Consider the following 21,554-nt stretch of genomic DNA (forward strand, 5'->3'; position numbering starts at 1 on the left):
TTTTTTCTTAAAAATAAAGCTCACTTCATTCGTAAAAACATCCGAAAATGAACAATTTCCTATTCTTCAGTATTAACAACTGAAAATTTTGTGTAAACAAAAACTAAAAAATAAGAAACAAACCAATATCCAAGCGCTATTTTCAATCCGAAGAAAAAGTAAATAAGAAGTGCTTGTAAAAGGTAAAAAACAGGAAAAGCAATTACATTTACAGCATATCTCATAGTATCTACAAACTCAATTTCTTGAATGTTTTTCTTCATTTTTTTCCATAGTAAATAAGGGAAAACTCCATTGAGAAGTACCATATAAAATAAGACTTTTAAAAGATTAGCAGTTTTTTTTACAGGTTTAGGAAAACTGTTTTCTGCAATCATTTTATTTACTTGCGCTACTTTTGTAAAATCTACATTTGCTTTATTTAATTTACTTAAAACATGTTGGTAATTTTCATCATCAGGAATATGAACAGTGAGTTTTTGGAGCTGACTGCTTACAGCTATTTTTAAAATATTTATGGCTTTGGGTTTTTCGTTGTCATTAAAAATGGCTCTTGAATCTATTGCTTTCCCAAAATTTACAGCTACTTTACAAGGATAACTAGATGAGTTTTGATAAGTAATACCCACAGGAATTACAGCAATTTCTAAATCAGGATTTTGTTCTAAAGCACCAAAAACTATTCTTGTAAAACCTTTACTTAATGGTTTAATATTTCTATCTCTAGAATGGCCACCTTGTGGAAAAATAATTAATGTTTCTTTGTTTTTTAAAATTTTAAAGCACTTTTCAAAAACTTCTTCGTTGTTAGATAATTGTTTTCTACCATCTCTAATTCTGTAAATGGGCATTAAGTTTAAAGAACCCAATGCTTTTTTAATTAATGGTTTTTTAAAAACATCTGCTCTTACTAAAAAATGATTTTCTCTAGGGTTAAATGTAGTTACAAACAAAGGATCCATTAACGCATTTGGATGATTGATGGCAAATAAAACTGCACCTTTTTTTGGAATGTTTTCTTTACCAGAAATCTTAATCTTATTTGCATAAAAGTTTAAACTAATTTTTAAAAAAGCTTTTACGCTTTGGTACCATATCTTTTTAATCATCGCTTTTAACTTCTATTTTTTTTGAATTTCTTCCCCAAAAAGTGGCTAATGCCATTCCAGAAAACACATCCCATATTCCCCAAAAAGCAGCTAATAAAGCCATGCCTCCTAAACCATCAAAAAAACCAAAAATTAACAGTAACCCTAAACCACCATTTTGTATTCCTGTTTCCATAGAAATGGTTTTACAATCTTTTTTATTTAAACCAAAACTTTTAGCGGTATAAAAACCTAAGATAAAAGCAAAAATATTATGAAAAATAACCAATGCTAAAACATGGTGAATATGATTTATAAACACATCTAAATTTTGAGAAAATGCAACAAAAATTAGAGCAATAAAAACTAACATAGATAAAGGCTTTAAAACCTTTTCTATTTTACCAGCCATTTCTGAATGGTAATGTTTTATGAGCATTCCACAGATTAATGGAATTCCTAAAATTAGAGAAACCAATTTTAATAAATCTACCCAATTGAGTTCTACTGTTTTTAGAATTGTGTTAGTTGGCTCATATAAACTACCCCAAAATTGTAAGTTAAAAGGCGTCATAAAAATGCAAATTAAGGTAGCAAAAGCAGTTAAGCTTACAGAAAGTGCTGCATTACCACCAGCCATTTTGCTAAAAAAGTTCGAAACATTTCCTCCTGGGCAAGCAGCAATCATCATCATTCCTAAAGCAAAACTAGGATGGGGTTTTAGCAATACAATTGCTAAAAATGTTAAGGCAGGTAATAATATAAATTGAGACAAAACACCAACAAAAACAATTCTAGGATTTTTTAATAATCGTTTAAAATCATCTATAGTAATTGCTAAAGCAACACCAAACATAATAATGGCAATTGCAATATTTAAAACCCACAATCCACTAGAATCGAAGTTTATTTTTATGGCATCTATGTTTATTTGATTTTGCATATTCTTGTATTAGATTCAAGATTCAAGATTCAAGATTCAAGATTCAAGATTCAAGATTCAGGGTTTAAAATTTAAAAGGTTTTTCATTTTTGCCAACAGCCAACATCTAATTTGTAAACGCGTACTCAATAATATTTGCGCCCATTTTTAATGCTTTTTCTCTAACTTCTTTTGGGTTATTATGAATAATTTGATCTTCCCAACCATCACTTAAATCGGTTTCATAATCGTAAAAAACAATTAATCTACCTTCGTAAAAAAGCCCAAAACCTTGTGCGTTTTTCTTGTCATGTTCGTGAATTTTAGGAATTCCGTTAGGAAATTTAAACGTTTGATTGTAAATAGGATGGTTACTAGGTATTTCTTGAAACTCTAAGTTTGGAAAAACCTTTTTGAGTTCTCTTCTTATAAATTTATCCAAACCATAATTGTCTGAAATGTGTAAAAATCCGCCAGAAATTAAATAGTTTTTTAAGTTTTGTGCTTCATCATCAGAAAAATAAACATTTCCATGACCAGTTAAAAATAAAAGAGGATAATTGTAAATGTCTTCGCTATTTACAGCTACAGTCTGTGTATTTTTAGAAATATTGGTTTTAATAGTTTGATTGGTAAATGAAACCAAATTTGGTATTGCAGTTGGGTTTGCATACCAATCTCCACCACCATTGTATTTTAGAATGGCAACGTCTTGTGCATTAAACTGATAAAAAATAGAGAATACTAAGAGCGTTATAAATTGCTTCATAAATTTCAGAAATAATTTATAGCAATATAGTAAAAATGATTTTACTGATTTACAAAAGAAACTGTATTTACAGCAACTAAAGCAGCAGTTTCAGTTCTTAATCTACTTTCGCCTAAAGAAATAGGAGTTATTTTTTTTTCTAAAGATTTTTTAATTTCATCCAAAGAAAAATCGCCCTCTGGGCCAATTAAAATGGTAATTTTTTCTGATGGATTTATACTGTTTTTAAGTAATGTTTTATCATCATCTTCACAATGCGCAATACAAACTTTGCCTTCAAACTCTTGGTTGATAAATTCATTAAATTTTACTGAAGGGTTTAATTTTGGTAGCGTGAATTTTAAAGATTGTTTCATTGCAGACTGAATGATTTTTTCAAATCGTTCTAGTTTTACAACTCTACGTTCAGAATTATTACATATAATTGGTGTAATTTCATCAATACCAATTTCTGTAGCTTTTTCTAAAAACCACTCAATTCTATCGTTATTTTTTGTGGGTGCAATTGCAATGTGTAAATAATAATCCCAAGGTTTTGGTTTTTCTTGATGAGCTATAATTTCTGCAATGCATTTTTTATCACTAGCAATGGTAATTTTTGCATCAAACAAAAAACCTTTTCCATTGGTAATGTGTAAAACATCATCTTGTTTTTTTCTTAAAACACGAACAATATGTCTGCTCTCAATTTTATCAAAAGTTATAGAAGAAGTTGAGGTGTTAATATCAGAATTATAAAAAAGCTGCATTGGTAAATGGTCAAAATTAAAGTTAGTAGCAAAGTTACATAGTTACAGATTGAAAAAATAACAAAATTTCAAAGCAAAAAGTTGTAGACGTTTAATTTTTGCAAACTGCAAACAGACCTACTGAATACTCTTTCTATAAGTTCTTCTTCTTTTATGAGTTACAGGATTAAAGTCTTCCCAAATCTTTTTGATAGATTCATTTTCTTCTAACTCAGGAGTACGTATACAATTAACGATTCCTTTTTTAGTGAATGTTTTTGTGTATTGGTCAAAAATAATTGCAGTAACTCCTTTGTTTTGATAATCAGGATGTACACCAATTAAATAAAATGTAACGTCTTTAGAATGTTTTCTTGCTTTTAATAAACGAAACATGCCTAATGGAAATAACCTACCTTTTGCTTTTTGTAACGCACTTGAAAATGAAGGCATAACAATAGCAAACGCAACAAGTTTATTACTTTCATCTACCACAAATTTTATATATTCTGGGTTGATAAATGTGATATATTTTCTTTTAAAATAATCTATTTGAGATTCTGAAATAGGTACAAAAGTTGATAGTTTAGAGTAAGAAGCACTAAAAACTTCGAACATTTCATCTACATAAGGCATTATCTCTTTTGTTTTTGTGAAATCTAAAGCTTTAAGTTTAAAACGTCTTTTTATAATGTTGCTTACTCTATCAAAATAAACAGCATCAACATTTTTAAATTTAAATTTATTTTCTAAATATTCTTTTTCTTTAACAAAACCTAATTGCTCTAAATGTTCTTTATAATAAGGATGATTATACCAAGTAATCATTGTTCCTTGATGATCAAAACCATCAATTAAAACTCCAGTTTTGTCTAAGTTATTAAAACCTACAGGTCCTTCTATGTATTCTAAATTGTTTGCTTTACCAATTTCATTTATTTTGTTTAGAAGCACTTTGGTAACTTCAATATCATCTACCACATCAAACCAACCAAAACGCATTTTTTTTAATTGTTGATTATTTACTTCGTACCAATTAATAATAGCAACAACTCTACCTACAATTTTTCTACCTTTATAAGCAAGAAAAAATTGTGCATCCGCATTTTTAAAAACAGGGTTTTTTTTAATATCGAAATTGGCAATTTCATCTTTAATAATTGGTGGAACCCAATATTTGTTTTTTCTGTATAAAGAGAAAGGAAACAAAACAAATCGTTTTATTTCTTTTTTAGTAGTTGCTTGTTTTAGGGTAATCATAATTTATTTGGGGGTTAATTTTTCCTTTTTCTACTTCTTGTTCTTGCTGTTTTCTTCTCTTTCTTTTTGGTAAAAATACCGAAAATTCTACTAAAAAAACCTTTTTGTTTTTTATTGTAATTAGAAACAGGTGAATCTTTTATTTCTCTTCCATTTTCATCTAACTCTTTATAAGAATCTTTGTGTTTATTAATTCTGTAAGAAACACCAAAACCTCCATAAAAACCAGTAGACTGTCCTTCAGAAAGCAATCTAACAGAAGAATTAATTTGTAAATCTTTACTAAATAAATAAGCTAAACCAAAGCCCAGGTTTGTGTTATTTTGATATTCTTTAAACACAGTTTGGTTTTCTAAAAAAGAAGACCATCTGTCACTAAAATTATAAGTACCAGTAATTATGTAAGAGAATTCTGCAAAATCTGTACCTATTTCATCGTAATAAATATTGGTAATTACATTAAATTTAGAACTTAAGTTATTTTGTAATAACACACCCACTTTTGGAGACATGCTTTCTTTTTCATAAAATTCACTTACAAAATTGGTGTTTAAACCTGCATAAATTGCTACAGAAGGTATTAGTCGTTTTTTATCGAAAGCAAACCTTTTTTTCCAGCTTCTTACTTCTTTGCTTTTATCTTCATATTCTTGTTGAAAAATTAAATATTTTGCACCAACCGTAAATTTGCTTAAACCAGTTGTATTATAATGAGAAGTAAAAATATTTTTAAAAGCAATTTTATCTTTTTGATAACTTGCTTGTGCATTAATTTCTAATTTTTCTAAAAAAAAACTAGTTCTAAAAAGCATGTCAAACCCTAAAGTTTGTGGTCTAGAAAAAGTGGGTTCTATAGATGTGTTTCTAAAAAATATATTACTTTCAAACTGATAAACACCTGTGCCTACACTATATGGGCTTTCAGAAAAACCGGGTTTATTAGAATTTATAACCTCTGTATATTGGCTATATATTGATGAAAAACACAATAGAAAGAAGAAAAGAAAGGTTTTCAATTTAGGGTTTTTCATCGCCAATAAACAATTTTAATTTAAATATTGAATTACTAAACAAACATAGAACAAAAATGCTGTTTTTAAAAGCATTGCATACTTTTTTAGCTTTGTTAAAGTTTTATAGTTTGTTAACGCTACAATTATTATCAAATTGTTATTTTTGATAGATTTTTTAATACAATTATGAAATGGGTTTATTGAAAACTATATTTTTTATTTTAATTATTTACTACGCTCTTAAATTTTTAACAAAATTATTAGCGCCTTTACTGATGAAAAAAGTTGCAGATACAATGCAGAAAAAAGCAGAAGAACAATTTGGGGGCAGAACACAGCAACCAAAAAGTAATATTAAAGAAGGAGAAACAATTATTGATAAAGCACCTAGAAATGCCACACAAGGTAAAAACTCAGTAGGTGAATATGTAGATTTTGAAGAAATAGAATAATTCTATTAATCTTAACTGATACAAAGCAAAAACCAACTTAACTTTTAAATTAAGCAATTGAAACTTAAAAAAATATTTCCATACGCAATTGCAATTGCAATTTTTGTAATTGCTTCTATTATTTACTTTCATCCTGTTTTAAAAGGACAAAAAATAGCCCAATCAGATATAACTCAATTTACTGGTATGGCTAAAGAAATTAAAGATTTTAGGGCTGATAATAATGCAGAACCTTATTGGACAGGTGCTTCTTTTAGTGGAATGCCAGCGTACCAAATAAGTGCATATTATCCCTATGACTTTGTAAGAACTTTAGACAGAACAATTCGTTTTTTGCCAAGACCAGCAGATTATACTTTTCTTTATTTTTTAAGTTTTTTTGTGTTAATGATGGCTTTAAAAGTAGAATGGAGATTGGCTATTTTAGGTGCACTTTCCTTCGGGTTTTCTACTTATTTAATCATCATTTTTGTGCCTGGCCATAATGCAAAAGCACATGCAATAGCATATATGCCTTTAGTTTTGGCGGGTATTTTGTGGGTTTTTCAAAAGAAATATGTGTTAGGTTTTATTGTTACTGGTTTGGCAATGGCTTTAGAAATTTACACCAACCACATACAAATGACCTATTATTTAGGCTTTTGTTTATTGATTTTAGGAATTGTAGAACTCGTAAATGCGATTAAAGAAAAGACAATACCGAGTTTTATAAAACAAGCAGCAGTAATTATTGCTGCAGTAGTTTTAGGTATTGGTGCAAATGCACCTAGATTAATGGCAATGAAAGAATATGCAGATTTTAGTACCAGAGGTAAATCTGAATTAACTATAAATGCAGACGGATCTAAGAAAGAAGCAACCAAAGGATTAGATAAAGCGTACATTACAGAATATAGTTATGCCAAATTAGAAACTTTTAACTTGTTTGTACCGCGTTTTATGGGGGGTGGAACTGTAGAAGAGTTAGGAGAGAATTCAGCCTTATACAAAACTTTTGAAAAATCTAAATTAGGAAAAAAAGGAGCAGATTATTTCACAGAACAAACTTTAACCTATTGGGGAGACCAAACTATAATAGAAGCTCCTGCATATATTGGTGCAGTTGTATTTTTCTTATTTTTCTTAGGTATTTTCTTAGTGAAAGGAAAATTAAAACAATGGTTGGTTGCAGCAACAGTATTTTCTATTCTGTTGAGTTGGGGTAGAAACTTTGAAGGTTTAACCAACTTTTTTATTGATTATGTACCTCTTTATAATAAGTTTAGAGCAGTTTCATCAATACAAATTATAGCAGAATTGTGTGTGCCAATTTTAGGGATTTTGGCTTTAAAAGAATTCTTTACATCAAAAAAATCGGATAAAAAGAAATTAAAAGCGCTAGAAAAAACTGTTTTTACTTTTGGAGGGCTAATTGTTTTTGGTTTTATTTTAGCACATAGTTTTTCTACTTTCGAAGGAATACGAGATGCTAGATATTTAGAGATTGAAAGTGAATACTCTATATCAAACGTTTTAAACTCCCTTATTGCTGATAGAAAATCGATGTTATTAATGGATACTTTACGTTCTTTAATTTTAGTGATTTTATCTGGAGGAGTATTGTGGTTTTTCTTAAAAAACAAATTAAAACAACAATATGCAATGATTGGTTTATTGGTTTTTATTTTATTCGATTTAATATCTGTAAATAAAAAATATGTAAACGAATCTGATTTTAAACCTTCTAGAAGAGTTGAGCAGCCTTTTGTAAAATCGAATGCAGATAAACAAATATTAGAAGATAAAACACATTATAGGGTTGCTAATTTTGCTGCAAACCCAATGCAAGATGGATCAACTTCTTATTTTCATCAATCTATAGGTGGTTATCATGCAGCAAAAATGGGGCGTTACAAAGAGCTGTTCGATTTTCAAATTGCAAAGAATAATATGCAAGTATTAAATATGTTGAATACTAAATATTTTATTGTTGCAGATAATGATGGTAAAAAACAAGCACAATTAAATCCAGATGCCAATGGCAATGCTTGGTTTGTAGAAAATCTAAAAACTGTAAATTCTGCAAATAATGAAATAACAGCTTTAGATTCTTTAAATACAAAAACGACTGCTGTTTTAGACAAAAGTAAATTATCTGAAAATATAAATTTTGATATTCAAAAAGATTCTACAGCTACAATAGAATTACAGAATTATGATGTTACTACTTTAAGCTATCAATCAAAATCAGAGAAAGAACAATTTGCCGTTTTTTCTGAAATCTATTATAAAGATGGTTGGAATGCTTATATAGATAATAAGTTGGTGCCACATTACAGAGTAAATTATGTTTTAAGAGGAATGAGAATTCCTGCAGGCGAGCATAATGTTGTTTTTAAATTTGAGCCAGTAGTAATTCAGAAAGGTAGTTTTATATCTCTAGCTTCTTATGGTTTATTGATTTTAGTAACTTTTGGATGGTTGTTTTATGATGAAAAGAAGAAGAAAAAAGTAGCTAAAAATGTATAAGAAACTCCCATCAAAAAGATACGAACACACTTTGGCTTTTTTACAAAAAACAGTTCCTGCACCAGCAACAATTTTAGATTTAGGTGTTCGAAATCCGTTTTCTGAAATTATGGAAGCCAATGGTTATACTGTAATTAATACAGAAGGCGAAGATTTAGATCTTTTGCCAGAAATTGTAAAAAAGCATAAAGTAGATGCTGTTTCTGCTTTCGAAATTTTTGAACATTTAATAGCGCCATTTAATGTGTTAAGAGAAATTGAAGCGACTAAATTAATTACAACTATCCCTTTAAACTTATGGTTTGCTAAGGCATACAGAAGCAAAACTGACATGTGGGATAGACATTATCACGAATTTGAAGATTGGCAATTTGATTGGTTGTTAGAAAAATCGGGATGGGTAATTAAAGACAAATTAAAATGGACAAGCCCAATTAAAAAGATTGGTTTTAGACCCATTTTAAGAAAGTTTACACCTAGATATTATGCTGTTTTTGCAGAAAGAAAATAGTAAATATGAATATAGGAATGATTTTAGACGAGGAGTTTCCTCCTGATCCTAGAGTAGAAAATGAGGCTATTGCATTAATTAATGCAGGGCACAACGTTTTTCTTTTTTGTTTAAGATATAATAATAGTCAAGCTTCATCAGAAAGTATACATAAAATTCAAGTTAAACGCTATTTATCTAATAAACTTGCCTATAAATTATCGGCTTTAGCCTATACTTTTCCTTTTTACAAATTGATGTTAAAGAGTAAGATAAAACACTTTTTACAAGAGAATAATATTGATGCTATTCATATTCATGATCTTAGAATAGCTGATACTGTTTTTAGTACCAACCAAAAATTAAAACTTCCAACTATTCTAGATTTGCACGAAAATAGACCAGAGATTATGAAGTTTTATCCGCATTTAACAAAGTTTCCAGGTAAGTTTTTAATATCACCCAAAAAGTGGAAAAAGAACGAGGAGAAATTTATTAAAAAAGCAGATAAAGTTATTGTTGTAACTAAAGAATCTAAGAAGGAAATTAATAAAAGAGTACAAATTAATGCTGATAAAATAATTGATGTTCCTAACACAGTTCGTAAAGATTTTTTTACAAAGCATTCTACATATCCTGATATTTTAAATCGATATGAGAATCATTTTGTGTTGCTTTATATTGGTGATACTGGTTTAAGAAGAGGTTTGCAAACTGCTATTAAATCGTTAGTTTTTTTGAGTTATAAAATTCCAAATATTAAGCTAGTTGTTGTAGGTAAAAACTCAACAGATTTAATTCTAAAACAATTGGCAAAAGATTTAAAAGTAGAAAAGTATGTCGATTTTTTAGGATGGAAAGACCCAAAATATTTTAGTTCTTACATTTTATCTAGTGCTGTTTGTATTTCTCCTTTACACAGAAATTTACATCATGATACCACTTATGCAAATAAGATTTTTCAATATATGAGTTTTGGTAAACCTTTGTTGGTTAGTGATGCAACAGCTCAAAAAAACTTGACAGAAAATTACAAATCTGGTTTAGTACATAAAGCAGAAGATGTAAATGATTTTGCTGATAAAACTATGCAATTATATAAAAATGAAGCGTTAAGAACTGAACTTAGTGCAAATGGAAAAGGTTTTGTGAGAAATAAATTTTCTTGGGAGCAAACATCAAAAAAACTGATATATTTATATGATAATCTTCTAAATTGAAAGTACTAATTATAACATATTATTGGCCTCCTGCAGGTGGTTCTGGAGTTCAACGTTGGTTAAAATTTGTAAAATATTTACAAAATTTTGATATTGAACCAATTGTTTATACTGTTGATAATGTAAATTATCCAAAAGAAGATGCGTCTTTGGTAAATGAAATTCCTAAGGATGTAACAATTTTAAAACAACCCATTTGGGAACCTACAGATTTACTGTTTTGGAAAAAGAAAAATCAGCAAAAAAAAGACATTTCTAATAGTACAAATAGTGGCTTTTTATCTTTTATAAGAGGTAATTTCTTTATACCAGACCCTAAAATATTTTGGGTAAAACCTTCTGTTAAATTTTTAAATCAAATTTTAAAGGAAAACCCTGTTGACGTTATAATTTCTACTGGTCCACCTCATAGTATGCATTTAATTGCAAAAAAAATCAGCAAGAAAAATAATACAAAATGGTTGGCAGATTTTAGAGATCCTTGGTCAGATTTGTATTATAATAAAGAATTTAATCAGCTTTCATTTGCTAAAAAGAGAAATATTGAATTAGAAAATTCAGTTTTTAAATCTACAGATTGTCTTTTAACTGTAAGCAATACCTTAAAAAAGGAGTTTACAAACAAAACCCAAAGAGTAGAAGTAATTACTAATGGTTTTGATGATGAAGTTACCACTAAAAACAACGTAAGATTAGATAAAAAATTCACGATTTCTTATATTGGTTTATTGCCAAAACAAAGTAACCCAAAGTTATTGTTTAAAGTGTTACAAAAACTTTGCTTAGAGAATTCTGGTTTTAAAAATGATTTAAAAATAAATTTTATTGGTGATATTTCTGATGAGGTAAAAAAAGAAATCGAGTTCAATAATTTAATTGATAATACAGAGTTTAAAGGTTATGTTTCTCACAAAGAAGCGATTGTTTATCAGAAAAAAGCACAAGTTTTGTTGTTGTTAATTCCTAATGTAAAAAAATCAGAAGGAATTTTAACAGGCAAACTTTTTGAATATCTAACAGCAAAAAGACCTATTTTAGCTTTAGGTCCAGAAAAAGCTGATTTATCAGAAATATTAGAAAACACAAATGCTGGAGTTGTTGTTGGTTTTAATAATGAAACCAAACTAACCTCAGAAATTAAAGAATTATATCAAAAATATAAAGATGGGTCTTTACAAGTAAATTCTAAAAACGTTGAGCAATATCATCGTAAAAATTTAACAGCACAATTAGCCATCATCTTAAAAAGTATGAAATCGTAAAATGGGAATCGTATTAAAACAATCTTTTAAAAATACATTAATCATTTATTTAGCTTTTTTAATAGGAGGTGTAAATACTTTAATTTTTTATCCAGAATTCTTAGAAGCAGAGTTTTATGGTTTAGTAACTTATTTGTTGTCTACTTCTAATATTATTATGCCATTAATTGCTTTAGGAGTGCATTTTACAATGGTAAAGTTTTTTTCTTCTTACAGTACAAAAGAGCAAAAAGATAGGTTTTTAACTTCTTTAATTTTTTTACCATTAATAATTGCAATTCCACTTGGTTTTTTTTGGAACTACGCACATGAATTAATAATGAATAGAATTGCAGAGGATAATAAAACCATAGAAGATTATACTTTTTCTATTTATGTTATATCTGTTTGCTGCGCTTATTTTGAGTTTTTTTATGCTTGGACAAAAGTACAACTGAATACCGTTTTTGGTAATATTTTAAAAGAGCTTTGGAATAGAGGGGTTGTTATGATTTTGTTATTGTCTGTTTTTATAAAATTAATTACAAAAGTTGAATTTATTACATATTTAACCATTGCCTATGTTTTAAGAACTATTGTAATGATGTTATATGCTTTTAAAGTTTATTTACCAAAATTTCATTTTAAACTACCAGATAATTTTTCTGAAATTTTAAAATATTCTGGCTATATAATTTTGGCAGGTAGTGCAGGAGCTATTTTATTAGATATAGATAAGAATATGATACCTGGTAAAGATGCTATAGAAAAAGTTGCTTACTATACAGTTGCTGTTTTTATAGGTTCTTTTATAGAAGCCCCAAGTAGAGCTATGACTCAAATTTTACAACCTTTAACCTCTAAATCATTAAATAATTCTGACATAAAAGAAGTAGAAAATTTGTACAAAAAAAGTTCAATAAATTTATTTTTAATTGGTGGTTTATTCTTTTTATTAATAAATTGTGGAGTTCATGAACTTTTTAAATTGATGCCAGAAAAAGGTTATTCTGGTGGTGAATTGGTAGTGTTAATGATATCATTAGCAAAATTATATACTATGTTTTTAGGAAGCAATGGTGCAATTATAACTAATTCTAAGTTTTATAGAATTACTTTACCTGTTGGTTTAGGTTCTGCTTTAGCAGTGTATTTTTTAAATAAACTTTTTTATTTTAAATTAGATTTTGGAACAGATGGTTTGGCTTTAGCGACTTTAATAACTATTCTGATTTTTAATACAGTAAAGCTATTCTTTGTAAAAAGCAAGTTCTCAATAACTCCTTTTACTAATAAAACATTTACATTGTTTTTATTAATCTCTGTTCTAATGCTATCATTCTATTTCTGGAATTTTTCAATTCCACAAATAACTATTTTTAATAGAAATATTGCTCCATTATTTAACATCATTTTAAAAAGTATCATAATTTCAGTAATTTATATCTTTTTGATTATCAAATTAAATATTTCTGATGATATAAATCGAATTTTTAAAAGATTCTATAAGTAGCAATCTATAAAATCTGTGAGCATATGAAACAATAATGCTATACATAGAATTCTTGTCTTTTTAATAAATAAGCCTGTAACATAAAAAATCATTGCAATATAAGTATGCAAAGGATGAAAGTTTATACTGCATCTGCTTTCTTCAAAAATTGGATTGGCTACTAGATGATCTAAATCTACTAACATCGATAATAGAAAAATAAGGTAAACTTTCTTCCATTTATCCTTAAAAAAGAAATAAGCAATTAAAACAGGTACAACAAAATGAAGGGAGTAATGAATGGCAAATTTTAGCATAAAAAAAAGACTTATAGTAAAAATAAGTCTTTTTTTACAATATGAATAATTATAGAATAACTGGGGGAATCCATATTATGTGGTAAATGTAAGTGTTTGATTAACTTAGTGCATTTACATATGTTAATAAAACGTATTTTTTTAGTTTTTTTATATAAAAGACTATGATTAGTTGGGTTTTTAAAATGAAATTTCAATAAAAGACTTAAAATTGAATTAAATCTTTTTTACATTAGAAAAAAAATGAATAAATTTTGGGAACTTTAAATTTAAATTTTAGTTCCGAAAAATTATTTTATTTACGTTAATAAAATTATTGAGAATATAATTTTTTTCTAATTCTACTTAATTGAACTGCAGAAATATTTAAATAAGCAGCAATATGATATTGCGTTATAATATTCTCTATTTCTGGTATTTCATTTTTAAGTTTTAAGTATCTTTCAGTTGCATCTAATATGGCAAGATTGTAAATTTCAGATTCCATTATAAAAAACACATATTCTAATAACTTAGCATATAGATTGGCTATGTTAATATCTGTTTTTGTTAAACTCAAAAAATCTTTGTAATTTATTTTATACAGTGTGCAATCTGTTAAACATTCATAAGCAAGTTTACTTGGTTGTTTAGATATGAGTGAGTTTAAAGAAGCTGCAGGTTTACCATGGGTAAAAAAGGTTCTTGTGTATTCTTTCCCTTTTTCATCAACCAAATAAGACCTAATGATACCAGATTTTATAATATAAAAGTTTGTGGATATATCATTAAATTTAATAACAAATTCATTTTTTTTAAACTCAACTTTCGATGCTAATTTTATAAATGTGTCAAGACTTTTTTCTGGAATATCTTTAAATTGATACGTAAATTCTTTTAATGATAGCATACATTTAAGATTTTCTTTTAAAGATAAGAAAACTTAATGACTTATAAATAACTTATTGCATTGGGGCCTTCCATAAAAAGTAAATCTAAAATCGATAAATTAGGGATAAAACCATGTTTATCATCAAACATTTGTATATATCTTTCAACCATTTTCTTTGGTTGATGTTTTTTATCAGCCAAAATTCTAAAGTCATTTACTAAGTTTTCATTCTTATATTCTTTAGTGAAAGTAAAGTCTGAATTCAATTGTAAACCATCAGTAATAAAAAGAAAGGTATCAATATTTAAATCGTGTAAATATTTATATTTCTTATTAAATATAGGTGCAATGTCATCTTCTAAAAAATCAAAAAAAGGAGAAGTTCTGTAAGCTATTTTTAAAGATTTAAAATGTTGGTCTTGCCAGGGAACATTATTTTCTACTAATGTGTCTTTGGTTTTCTTTCTTCCATCTTTAATTTGATGTTTTACAGGAATAGTTAAGAGTTGTTTGCCACTAGAATTATAAATATAACAACGATTTCTATAACTCTGCTTTTGAAAATTATCTTCTACTTCAAAAACAATGTCTTTAGCTTTTACAATTTCAGAATATTGTGAAATAGGTGAAAAATATGTTGGTATAAATAATGACATAAGTCCCTTTTAATTCTCTAAAGAGAAAAATTAACTAGTTTATAAAGAGTTTTTAAGTTTTAAATCAAAAGAAATTAAAACAAAACTTAAGCTTTCTTTTTAGATTTATAAAAACTCCAACCAATATAAAGCGCAATTAAAGCAAGCACTAAATACCTATAAGAAACTGGTTCTCCATCTCCATGAACAGTGGTAAACATTCTGTCCCAACGAATTGATTTTAGTTTTGCGCCAAAACTAGGTGCATCAGCATCCCAACTAAACCAAACCATAACTGGTTTTCCTAAAACGTGATCGAAAGGAACATAGCCCCAATATCTAGCATCTAAAGAATTGTGTCTGTTGTCACCAATTAAATAAAAATAATCTTGTTGAAAAGTGTAAGAATCTACTTTTTCTCCGTTTATAAAAATATCATCACCATTTACAACCAAATCATTATACTCGTAATTTTTAATAATTTGCTCATAAAAAGGAAGCGACTCTGTATCTAATTTTACAGTGGCTCCAGCTTTAGGAATATAAATAGGGCCAAAGTTATCTTGGCTCCAACCTAATTCTTTTACATGAGGGAAAATAGCATTATCTGCACCATGATTAATTTTTGTAACAGATTTAGTTAGAGGATATTTTTCTAATCTAGCTACTTCTTCTTCTGTTAAATTAATATTGATTTTATTCTCAACATTAATCATTTTAATTTTTCTAGCAAACTCAGGGTTTATACCTCCAGCAACTTCTGTGTATAAAGAATCTTGCCCTATTTTAGATAAACTTCCATTTTCTTTTATTGCAATTTGTACTTTATCATTTTCCCAGTATTCTGTAAGTATTTTGTATACTCCAGTTCTTTCTTTAGATAGTAAAAACTTAGGGAAACTAGTTTGACTTATTGGTTCTTTACATTCAAAAGTGTAGTAAAACTGCAATTTTGCTCTGTAAGGCAATTCGTTCTTTTTACCATTTATGTAAAAATAACCATCTTTCATTTCTAAAGAATCACCAGCAATACCAACAGAACGTTTTACATAATTTGTTTTTTTATCTACAGGTTTATAGGTGAATTTTCCAGAATTATCACCCCACATTGTAGCTAAAGAATCTGCAGGCCAGTTAAAACAAACAATATCGTTATTCTTTATTTCTTGTAAACCAGGTAAACGTGTATAAGGTAATTGAGGTTTTTTTAAATAAGAAGGTAAACCAGTAAGAGGCAAAGAATCGTGAACCATAGGTGCAGCAATTACTGTAGATGGAACTCTAGCACCATAATGAAATTTACTAACGAATAAATAATCACCAACTAATAAAGATTTTTCTAAAGACGATGTTGGTATTGTAAATGGCTGCATAAAATAAGTGTGTACCAAAGTTGCAGCTATAATTGCAAATGTAATAGAGCTAACCCATTCTCCCATTTCAGATCTTGGTTTTAAACTTCTATTTGCATTGTATTTAGCATCTGTTGCATAATTGATATAAAAAATATACAAACCTAAAGTAACAATAGCTAAAAGCGAATCTGTTTTTTTATAATACCCGAAAGTTCTAATAGTTTCAATCCAAATTACAGGAAACATTAATAAATTAACAATTGGTATAAAAAGTAGAATAATCCACCATTTTGGTCTGTTAATTATTTGCATTAAAACAATACCATTATAAACTGGCACTGCTGCTTCCCAAGCTTTTTTACTTGCTTTTACATACAATTTCCAAGTACCTAAAAAGTGCAATACTTGCACTACTAAAAAGAAGATAAACCACTGTGAATAAGTCATAATATATTTTTAATTTCTTAAAATAGAAATAATTTTTAATGTTTTATAAGGCGCAAAATAGATAAAATGTTACAGTAATTAAGAGATGTTTAACACATCTTTCATAGAAAATACACCTGTTTTATCTAAAATCCATTCTGCTGCAATTACTGCACCTAAGGCAAACCCTTTTCTGTTATGTGCAGTGTGTTTAATCTCTATAGTATCTACCTCAGAATTGTACCAAACTGAATGTGTACCTGGTACATCTGGTATTCTTTTAGCCACAATTGGTATACTATTTTCTTCGGATGTTTTATCACCTAAAACCCAACCTTCTTTTGATGAATTTTCTATAACCCCTTCTGCCAAAGTTATTGCGGTTCCACTTGGTGCGTCTAATTTTTTAGTATGATGAATTTCTTCCATAGAAACATTGTACTCTTTTAAAGTACTCATCATTTTTGCCAATTGTTTATTCAGTTCAAAAAAGATATTTACTCCTACACTAAAATTGGAAGCGTAAATAAACCCTCCTTCTTTTTCTTTACAAAGAGCAACAGCTTCATTATAATTTTCTAACCAACCAGTAGTTCCAGAAACTACAGGAACATTGTTGTTAAAACAATTTGTTATATTGCTAAAAGCTGAATCTGGTATACTAAAATCAATAGCAACATCTGCCAAAGTTATGTCTATAACATCATTGGCATCTTTACGAATTACTATTTCATGGCCTCTAGAAACTGCAATTTTTTCAATTTCTTTACCCATTCTTCCATAACCTAAAAGTGCAATCTTCATTTTAAAAAGTAAATTTAATTTGTAATCCTACTGTTGGTGCTTCAAACTGAATTGGATCAGGAATAAAAGCTGGTTTTATAGATAAGTTATCATCAGTATTAAACTGTATTAAATGTGCATTTACACTTGCTTCTACAATTTGTAAAACATAAATAATAACTCCAGATAAAAGAGAGAAATCTCTGTTTTCTTTTAACTGTTCTTGTGCAGTCTCTAAAGTTTCTGTAGATACTAAAACGCTTCCATCATCTGATGTAAACTCATCTTGCAACCCTGCTTTTCTTAATCTATAAGCAGTTCTATAACGTTTGTAATCGTTGTTGTTTATTTGATAATAATAAGTTGGTATTGCTAAGGCTCCCCAAACAATGGGTGCTTTCCAATATTTTTTATTATAAATTTGACCCATCCCTGGAAAAATAGCTGAATAAAAAGCTGCTTTTGATGGTGCTAGTGGGTCATAAATTCCTTGTGAAGTTTTTATGTTGCCTAAAATTTTTACATCGTTAATTTTAACGTCTGTAGAATCTTTTTGAGCAAAAGAAAGAACAGCATTAAATATGAGTAAAATAATAAGTATATTTTTTTTTAAAAGCACTTATTTTAATAAGTTTTTTATTCGATTAAAATCTTCTTCAGAATGAAAAGGTATTGATATTTTACCTTTTCCATTAGATGCTACTGAAATGTCTATTTTATGGCCAAAAAATTCGCTAATTTCTTTTTTACTTTCTCTAACAAAAGGAGGAATTACGATTTTCTTTTTAGGTTTAGCTAAAGCACCTGTTTTTAGGCTTTTTACCAATTCTTCTGTTTGTCTTACAGATAATTTTTCGCGTAAAACTTTCTCATAAATGGCTAATTGATCTTCTGTATTATCAACATTAATCATTGCACGACCATGTCCCATAGAAATAAATCCATCTCTCATACCAGTTTGTAAAATAGGATCTAATTTTAACAAACGTAAGTAATTTGTAACTGTAGATCGTTTTTTACCCACTCTTGTACTCAACTCTTCTTGTGTTAACTGAATTTCATCAATTAAACGTTGGTAAGAAAGCGCAACTTCTATTGGATCTAAGTTTTTACGTTGAATGTTTTCAACCAAGGCCATTTCTAGCATTTCTTGGTCGTTTGCCAATCTTATATAAGCAGGTATTGTAGGGTTACCTATTAATTTAGATGCTCTAAAACGACGCTCACCAGAAACCAATTGAAACTTATTGCCTTCTAATTTACGAACTGTAATTGGTTGAATAACACCTAATTCTCTAATAGAACTAGCTAATTCTCTTAATGCTTCTTCATCAAAATAAGTTCTTGGTTGATAAGGGTTTACATCAATTAAATCTAATTCTATTTCTATAATATTACCCACAACTTTATCTGCATTCTTGTCTGATGCAGAGTTAATGTTAGGTGTTTCTTGTAATAAAGCAGATAATCCTCTTCCTAAAGCCTGTTTCCTTGTTGCTTTTGCCATTATTTTACAAATTCTTTTTTAATAATTCTTGGGCTAAATTTAAGTAATTTATTGCACCTTTACTAGTAGCATCATAGGCTATAATGCTTTCTCCATAACTTGGTGCTTCTCCCAAACGTGTATTTCTTCTAATAATTGTATCAAAAACCATACTAGAAAAATGTTTTCTTACTTCATCTACAACTTGGTTTGATAAGCGTAAACGAGAATCGAACATTGTTAATAATAAACCTTCAATATCTAAATTAGAATTATGAATGTTTTGTACACTTTTTATTGTGTTTAGTAACTTTCCTAATCCTTCTAAAGCAAAATATTCACATTGTATAGGTATAATTACAGAATCTGAAGCCACTAAAGAGTTTAAAGTTATTAAACCTAAAGAGGGTGCACAATCTATTAAAATATAATCGTAATCATTTTTAATTTTTTCGATAGATTTTTTAAGCATGTATTCTCTTTCTTGCTTATCTACCAATTCAATTTCAATAGCTACCAAATCTATATGTGCAGGAATAATATCTACATTAGGTGATGTTGTTTTAACAATAGCATCTTTTGCATCTATAGTATGCTCTAATACTTGATAGGTGCCAAATTCTACAGCATCTACATCAATTCCTAGTCCAGAAGATGCATTTGCTTGTGGGTCAGCGTCTATAAGTAGAACTTTTTTTTCTAAAACCCCTAAAGAAGCTGCTAAATTAACACTTGTTGTAGTTTTACCTACACCTCCTTTTTGATTTGCAATAGCAATTATTTTCCCCATAATAACTCAATGTTAATTAAGAGTAAAATTACATTTTTTTATGATTTCTGAAATTTAAAGATGTTAACAAAAAGATAAATTAATAAATATCTAAAAATCAAGTAAATATACTTTAACTTTAATCTTTTTTAAACAATTTTATAAAAAAAGAATGTAATTTTAATTCATTTATAAAACCTAAGCTTTTTCAGGTATCTTTTTAAGAACTTCTTTTAATAATTTCCAGAATTTTTGGGTAGATTTAATACCTGCTCTTTCATCTGGTGAATGTGCTCCTCTAATTGTTGGGCCAAAAGAAATCATTTCCATCTCTGGGTAATTTTGTCCTAAAATTCCACATTCTAATCCTGCATGACATGCAGCAACATGAGGTTGCTCATTAAATAATTTAATATAATTACCCTCAACAATTTTTAAGATTGATGAATTCATGTTTGGCAACCAACCAGGATATGTACCAGAAAATGTTACTGTAAAATTGGCTAATTCAAAACAAGATTTTAATGAATTTGCTAAATCCCATTTACCACTTTCTGATGATGAACGTGTTAAACAACCTATTTTAATAGTTCCATTTTTTATAGTTATTTTAGCAATATTATTAGATGTTTCTACTAAACCATTAACATCAGGGCTCATTCTATAAACTCCGTTTAAAGCTGCGTAAATAGATTTTATAAAGTCTTCTTGGGCACTAACTTCCATTACTTTTTCTGGTGATTGAACTTCTTGAATTTCAATGGATAATTTTTGTTCGAGTGTTAAAAACTCAGCCTTTATTTTGTTGATAAGTACAGTAGTTTCTGATAAAAATGTTTCTTTATTTTCGTTATTAATTACAACAGTTGCAAAACTTTCTCTTGGTATTGCATTTCGCAAACTACCACCATTTAATTCTGCAATTCTTAAGCCATAATTTTTATAACCCTCAAATAATAAACGATTCATTATTTTGTTGGCATTACCTAACCCTTTAATAATATCCATACCAGAATGACCACCATTTAAACCCCTAACTGCAATTGAAAAAGCAGTTGTATTTTTTGGAAGGTTTTCTTCTGTATAATTTTTTGTAGCAGTAACATCTACGCCACCTGCACAACCAATACCAATTTCATCATCTTCTTCAGTATCTAAGTTTAGTAAAATTTCACCTTTTAAAACACCACCTTCTAAACCCATAGCTCCTGTCATACCAGTTTCTTCATCAATAGTAAAAAGTGCTTCTATTTCTGGGTGAGGAAAATCTGTTGAAGATAAAACAGCCATAATTGCTGCAACACCTAAACCATTATCTGCGCCTAAAGTTGTACCATCTGCTTTTACCCAATCACCATCAACATACATTTTAATACCTTCTTGATCAAAATCGAAAACAGTGTCAGAGTTTTTTTGATGCACCATATCAATATGGCCTTGCATAACAGTAATTTTTCTGTTTTCCATTCCAGAAGTAGCTGGTTTTTTTATAATAACATTTCCAACTTTATCTACAAAAGTTTCTAGGTTTAAACTTTTACCAAAATTAACCATAAACTGTATAATTCTTTCTTCTTTTTTTGATGGTCTTGGTACTGCATTTAAATCTGCAAAATGATTCCAAACTGATTTTGGTGCTATATTTCTAATATCTTGATTCATAAAGTTGTTGTATTAATAAGCTACAAAAGTACCAATTTTAAAGGCCAATAAAAAAGCCTTCTTGTTA

General features: G+C 28.3%; 21 protein-coding genes. 6 read left to right on the forward strand and 15 right to left on the reverse strand.

Annotation, left to right across the window (positions count from 1 at the left end):
• Nucleotides 1-59: 59 nt before the first annotated feature.
• From KO506_RS10495 to KO506_RS10520, 6 genes are all read right to left on the reverse strand, one after another.
• Complete coding sequence (locus KO506_RS10495) at nucleotides 60-1,109, reverse strand: 1-acyl-sn-glycerol-3-phosphate acyltransferase (RefSeq protein ID WP_215994865.1); 1,050 nt, start codon at nucleotides 1,107-1,109, stop codon at nucleotides 60-62.
• Nucleotides 1,102-2,031, reverse strand: coding sequence for a bile acid:sodium symporter family protein (locus KO506_RS10500; protein WP_215994866.1), 930 nt, complete (start codon nucleotides 2,029-2,031; stop codon nucleotides 1,102-1,104). The genes KO506_RS10495 and KO506_RS10500 overlap by 8 nt, the downstream gene beginning before the upstream one ends.
• Nucleotides 2,032-2,137: 106 nt before the next feature.
• On the reverse strand, nucleotides 2,138-2,779 hold the full coding sequence (locus tag KO506_RS10505; protein ID WP_215994867.1) for a DUF4159 domain-containing protein: 642 nt from the start codon (nucleotides 2,777-2,779) through the stop codon (nucleotides 2,138-2,140).
• 41 nt (nucleotides 2,780-2,820) lie between these two features.
• Complete coding sequence (locus KO506_RS10510) at nucleotides 2,821-3,528, reverse strand: 16S rRNA (uracil(1498)-N(3))-methyltransferase (RefSeq protein WP_215994868.1); 708 nt, start codon at nucleotides 3,526-3,528, stop codon at nucleotides 2,821-2,823.
• Nucleotides 3,529-3,645: 117 nt separating this feature from the next.
• On the reverse strand, nucleotides 3,646-4,767 hold the full coding sequence (locus KO506_RS10515) for a GTP cyclohydrolase (protein WP_215994869.1): 1,122 nt from the start codon (nucleotides 4,765-4,767) through the stop codon (nucleotides 3,646-3,648).
• Nucleotides 4,768-4,781: 14 nt separating this feature from the next.
• Entirely contained in the window at nucleotides 4,782-5,783 is a 1,002-nt protein-coding gene (locus KO506_RS10520; protein ID WP_252726841.1) for a transporter, read from the reverse strand.
• Between the two features lie 188 nt (nucleotides 5,784-5,971).
• Between KO506_RS10520 and KO506_RS10525 the strand changes: the two genes are divergently transcribed.
• The 6 genes from KO506_RS10525 to KO506_RS10550 are packed head-to-tail and all read left to right on the forward strand — an operon-like array spanning nucleotide 5,972 to nucleotide 13,204.
• Nucleotides 5,972-6,232: a DUF4834 family protein gene (locus tag KO506_RS10525; protein ID WP_215994871.1), complete on the forward strand. Its 261-nt coding sequence runs from the start codon at nucleotides 5,972-5,974 to the stop codon at nucleotides 6,230-6,232.
• A gap of 48 nt (nucleotides 6,233-6,280) precedes the next feature.
• Nucleotides 6,281-8,740, forward strand: a complete 2,460-nt coding sequence (locus tag KO506_RS10530; RefSeq protein ID WP_215994902.1) for a YfhO family protein — start codon at nucleotides 6,281-6,283, stop codon at nucleotides 8,738-8,740.
• Nucleotides 8,733-9,251, forward strand: coding sequence for a methyltransferase (locus KO506_RS10535; protein ID WP_215994872.1), 519 nt, complete (start codon nucleotides 8,733-8,735; stop codon nucleotides 9,249-9,251). Before KO506_RS10530 ends, KO506_RS10535 begins: the two co-directional genes overlap by 8 nt.
• Before the next feature lie 5 nt (nucleotides 9,252-9,256).
• Nucleotides 9,257-10,450 (forward strand): glycosyltransferase family 4 protein, encoded by a 1,194-nt coding sequence (locus tag KO506_RS10540; protein ID WP_215994873.1) that lies wholly within the window; start codon nucleotides 9,257-9,259, stop codon nucleotides 10,448-10,450.
• Nucleotides 10,447-11,712, forward strand: coding sequence for a glycosyltransferase family 4 protein (locus KO506_RS10545; protein WP_215994874.1), 1,266 nt, complete (start codon nucleotides 10,447-10,449; stop codon nucleotides 11,710-11,712). The genes KO506_RS10540 and KO506_RS10545 overlap by 4 nt, the downstream gene beginning before the upstream one ends.
• 1 nt (nucleotide 11,713) lies before the next feature.
• Nucleotides 11,714-13,204: a lipopolysaccharide biosynthesis protein gene (locus tag KO506_RS10550; protein WP_215994875.1), complete on the forward strand. Its 1,491-nt coding sequence runs from the start codon at nucleotides 11,714-11,716 to the stop codon at nucleotides 13,202-13,204.
• On the opposite strand, the gene KO506_RS10555 is transcribed toward KO506_RS10550, so the two are convergent.
• The 9 genes from KO506_RS10555 to KO506_RS10595 form a co-directional block, all read right to left on the reverse strand.
• On the reverse strand, nucleotides 13,195-13,500 hold the full coding sequence (locus tag KO506_RS10555) for a DUF6122 family protein (protein WP_215994876.1): 306 nt from the start codon (nucleotides 13,498-13,500) through the stop codon (nucleotides 13,195-13,197). The genes KO506_RS10550 and KO506_RS10555 overlap by 10 nt on opposite strands.
• 313 nt (nucleotides 13,501-13,813) lie before the next feature.
• Nucleotides 13,814-14,389 (reverse strand): Crp/Fnr family transcriptional regulator, encoded by a 576-nt coding sequence (locus tag KO506_RS10560; protein ID WP_215994877.1) that lies wholly within the window; start codon nucleotides 14,387-14,389, stop codon nucleotides 13,814-13,816.
• Between the two features lie 41 nt (nucleotides 14,390-14,430).
• A complete protein-coding gene (locus KO506_RS10565) occupies nucleotides 14,431-15,027 on the reverse strand; it encodes a WbqC family protein (protein WP_215994878.1) in 597 nt (198 codons plus the stop codon).
• Between the two features lie 86 nt (nucleotides 15,028-15,113).
• Nucleotides 15,114-16,808, reverse strand: a complete 1,695-nt coding sequence (gene lepB, locus KO506_RS10570; protein WP_215994879.1) for a signal peptidase I — start codon at nucleotides 16,806-16,808, stop codon at nucleotides 15,114-15,116.
• A gap of 78 nt (nucleotides 16,809-16,886) precedes the next feature.
• Nucleotides 16,887-17,591, reverse strand: coding sequence for a 4-hydroxy-tetrahydrodipicolinate reductase (dapB, locus tag KO506_RS10575; protein WP_215994880.1), 705 nt, complete (start codon nucleotides 17,589-17,591; stop codon nucleotides 16,887-16,889).
• Nucleotide 17,592: 1 nt separating this feature from the next.
• Nucleotides 17,593-18,189, reverse strand: a complete 597-nt coding sequence (locus KO506_RS10580; protein ID WP_215994881.1) for a DUF5683 domain-containing protein — start codon at nucleotides 18,187-18,189, stop codon at nucleotides 17,593-17,595.
• Nucleotides 18,190-19,077, reverse strand: a complete 888-nt coding sequence (locus KO506_RS10585) for a ParB/RepB/Spo0J family partition protein (RefSeq protein WP_215994882.1) — start codon at nucleotides 19,075-19,077, stop codon at nucleotides 18,190-18,192.
• Nucleotides 19,078-19,081: 4 nt separating this feature from the next.
• Nucleotides 19,082-19,846, reverse strand: coding sequence for a ParA family protein (locus KO506_RS10590; protein WP_215994883.1), 765 nt, complete (start codon nucleotides 19,844-19,846; stop codon nucleotides 19,082-19,084).
• A gap of 177 nt (nucleotides 19,847-20,023) precedes the next feature.
• Nucleotides 20,024-21,487: an aminoacyl-histidine dipeptidase gene (locus KO506_RS10595; RefSeq protein ID WP_215994884.1), complete on the reverse strand. Its 1,464-nt coding sequence runs from the start codon at nucleotides 21,485-21,487 to the stop codon at nucleotides 20,024-20,026.
• Nucleotides 21,488-21,554: the final 67 nt, after the last annotated feature.

It is taken from the genome of Polaribacter vadi (assembly GCF_018861005.1).
Classification (GTDB): Bacteria; Bacteroidota; Bacteroidia; order Flavobacteriales; family Flavobacteriaceae; genus Polaribacter; species Polaribacter vadi_A.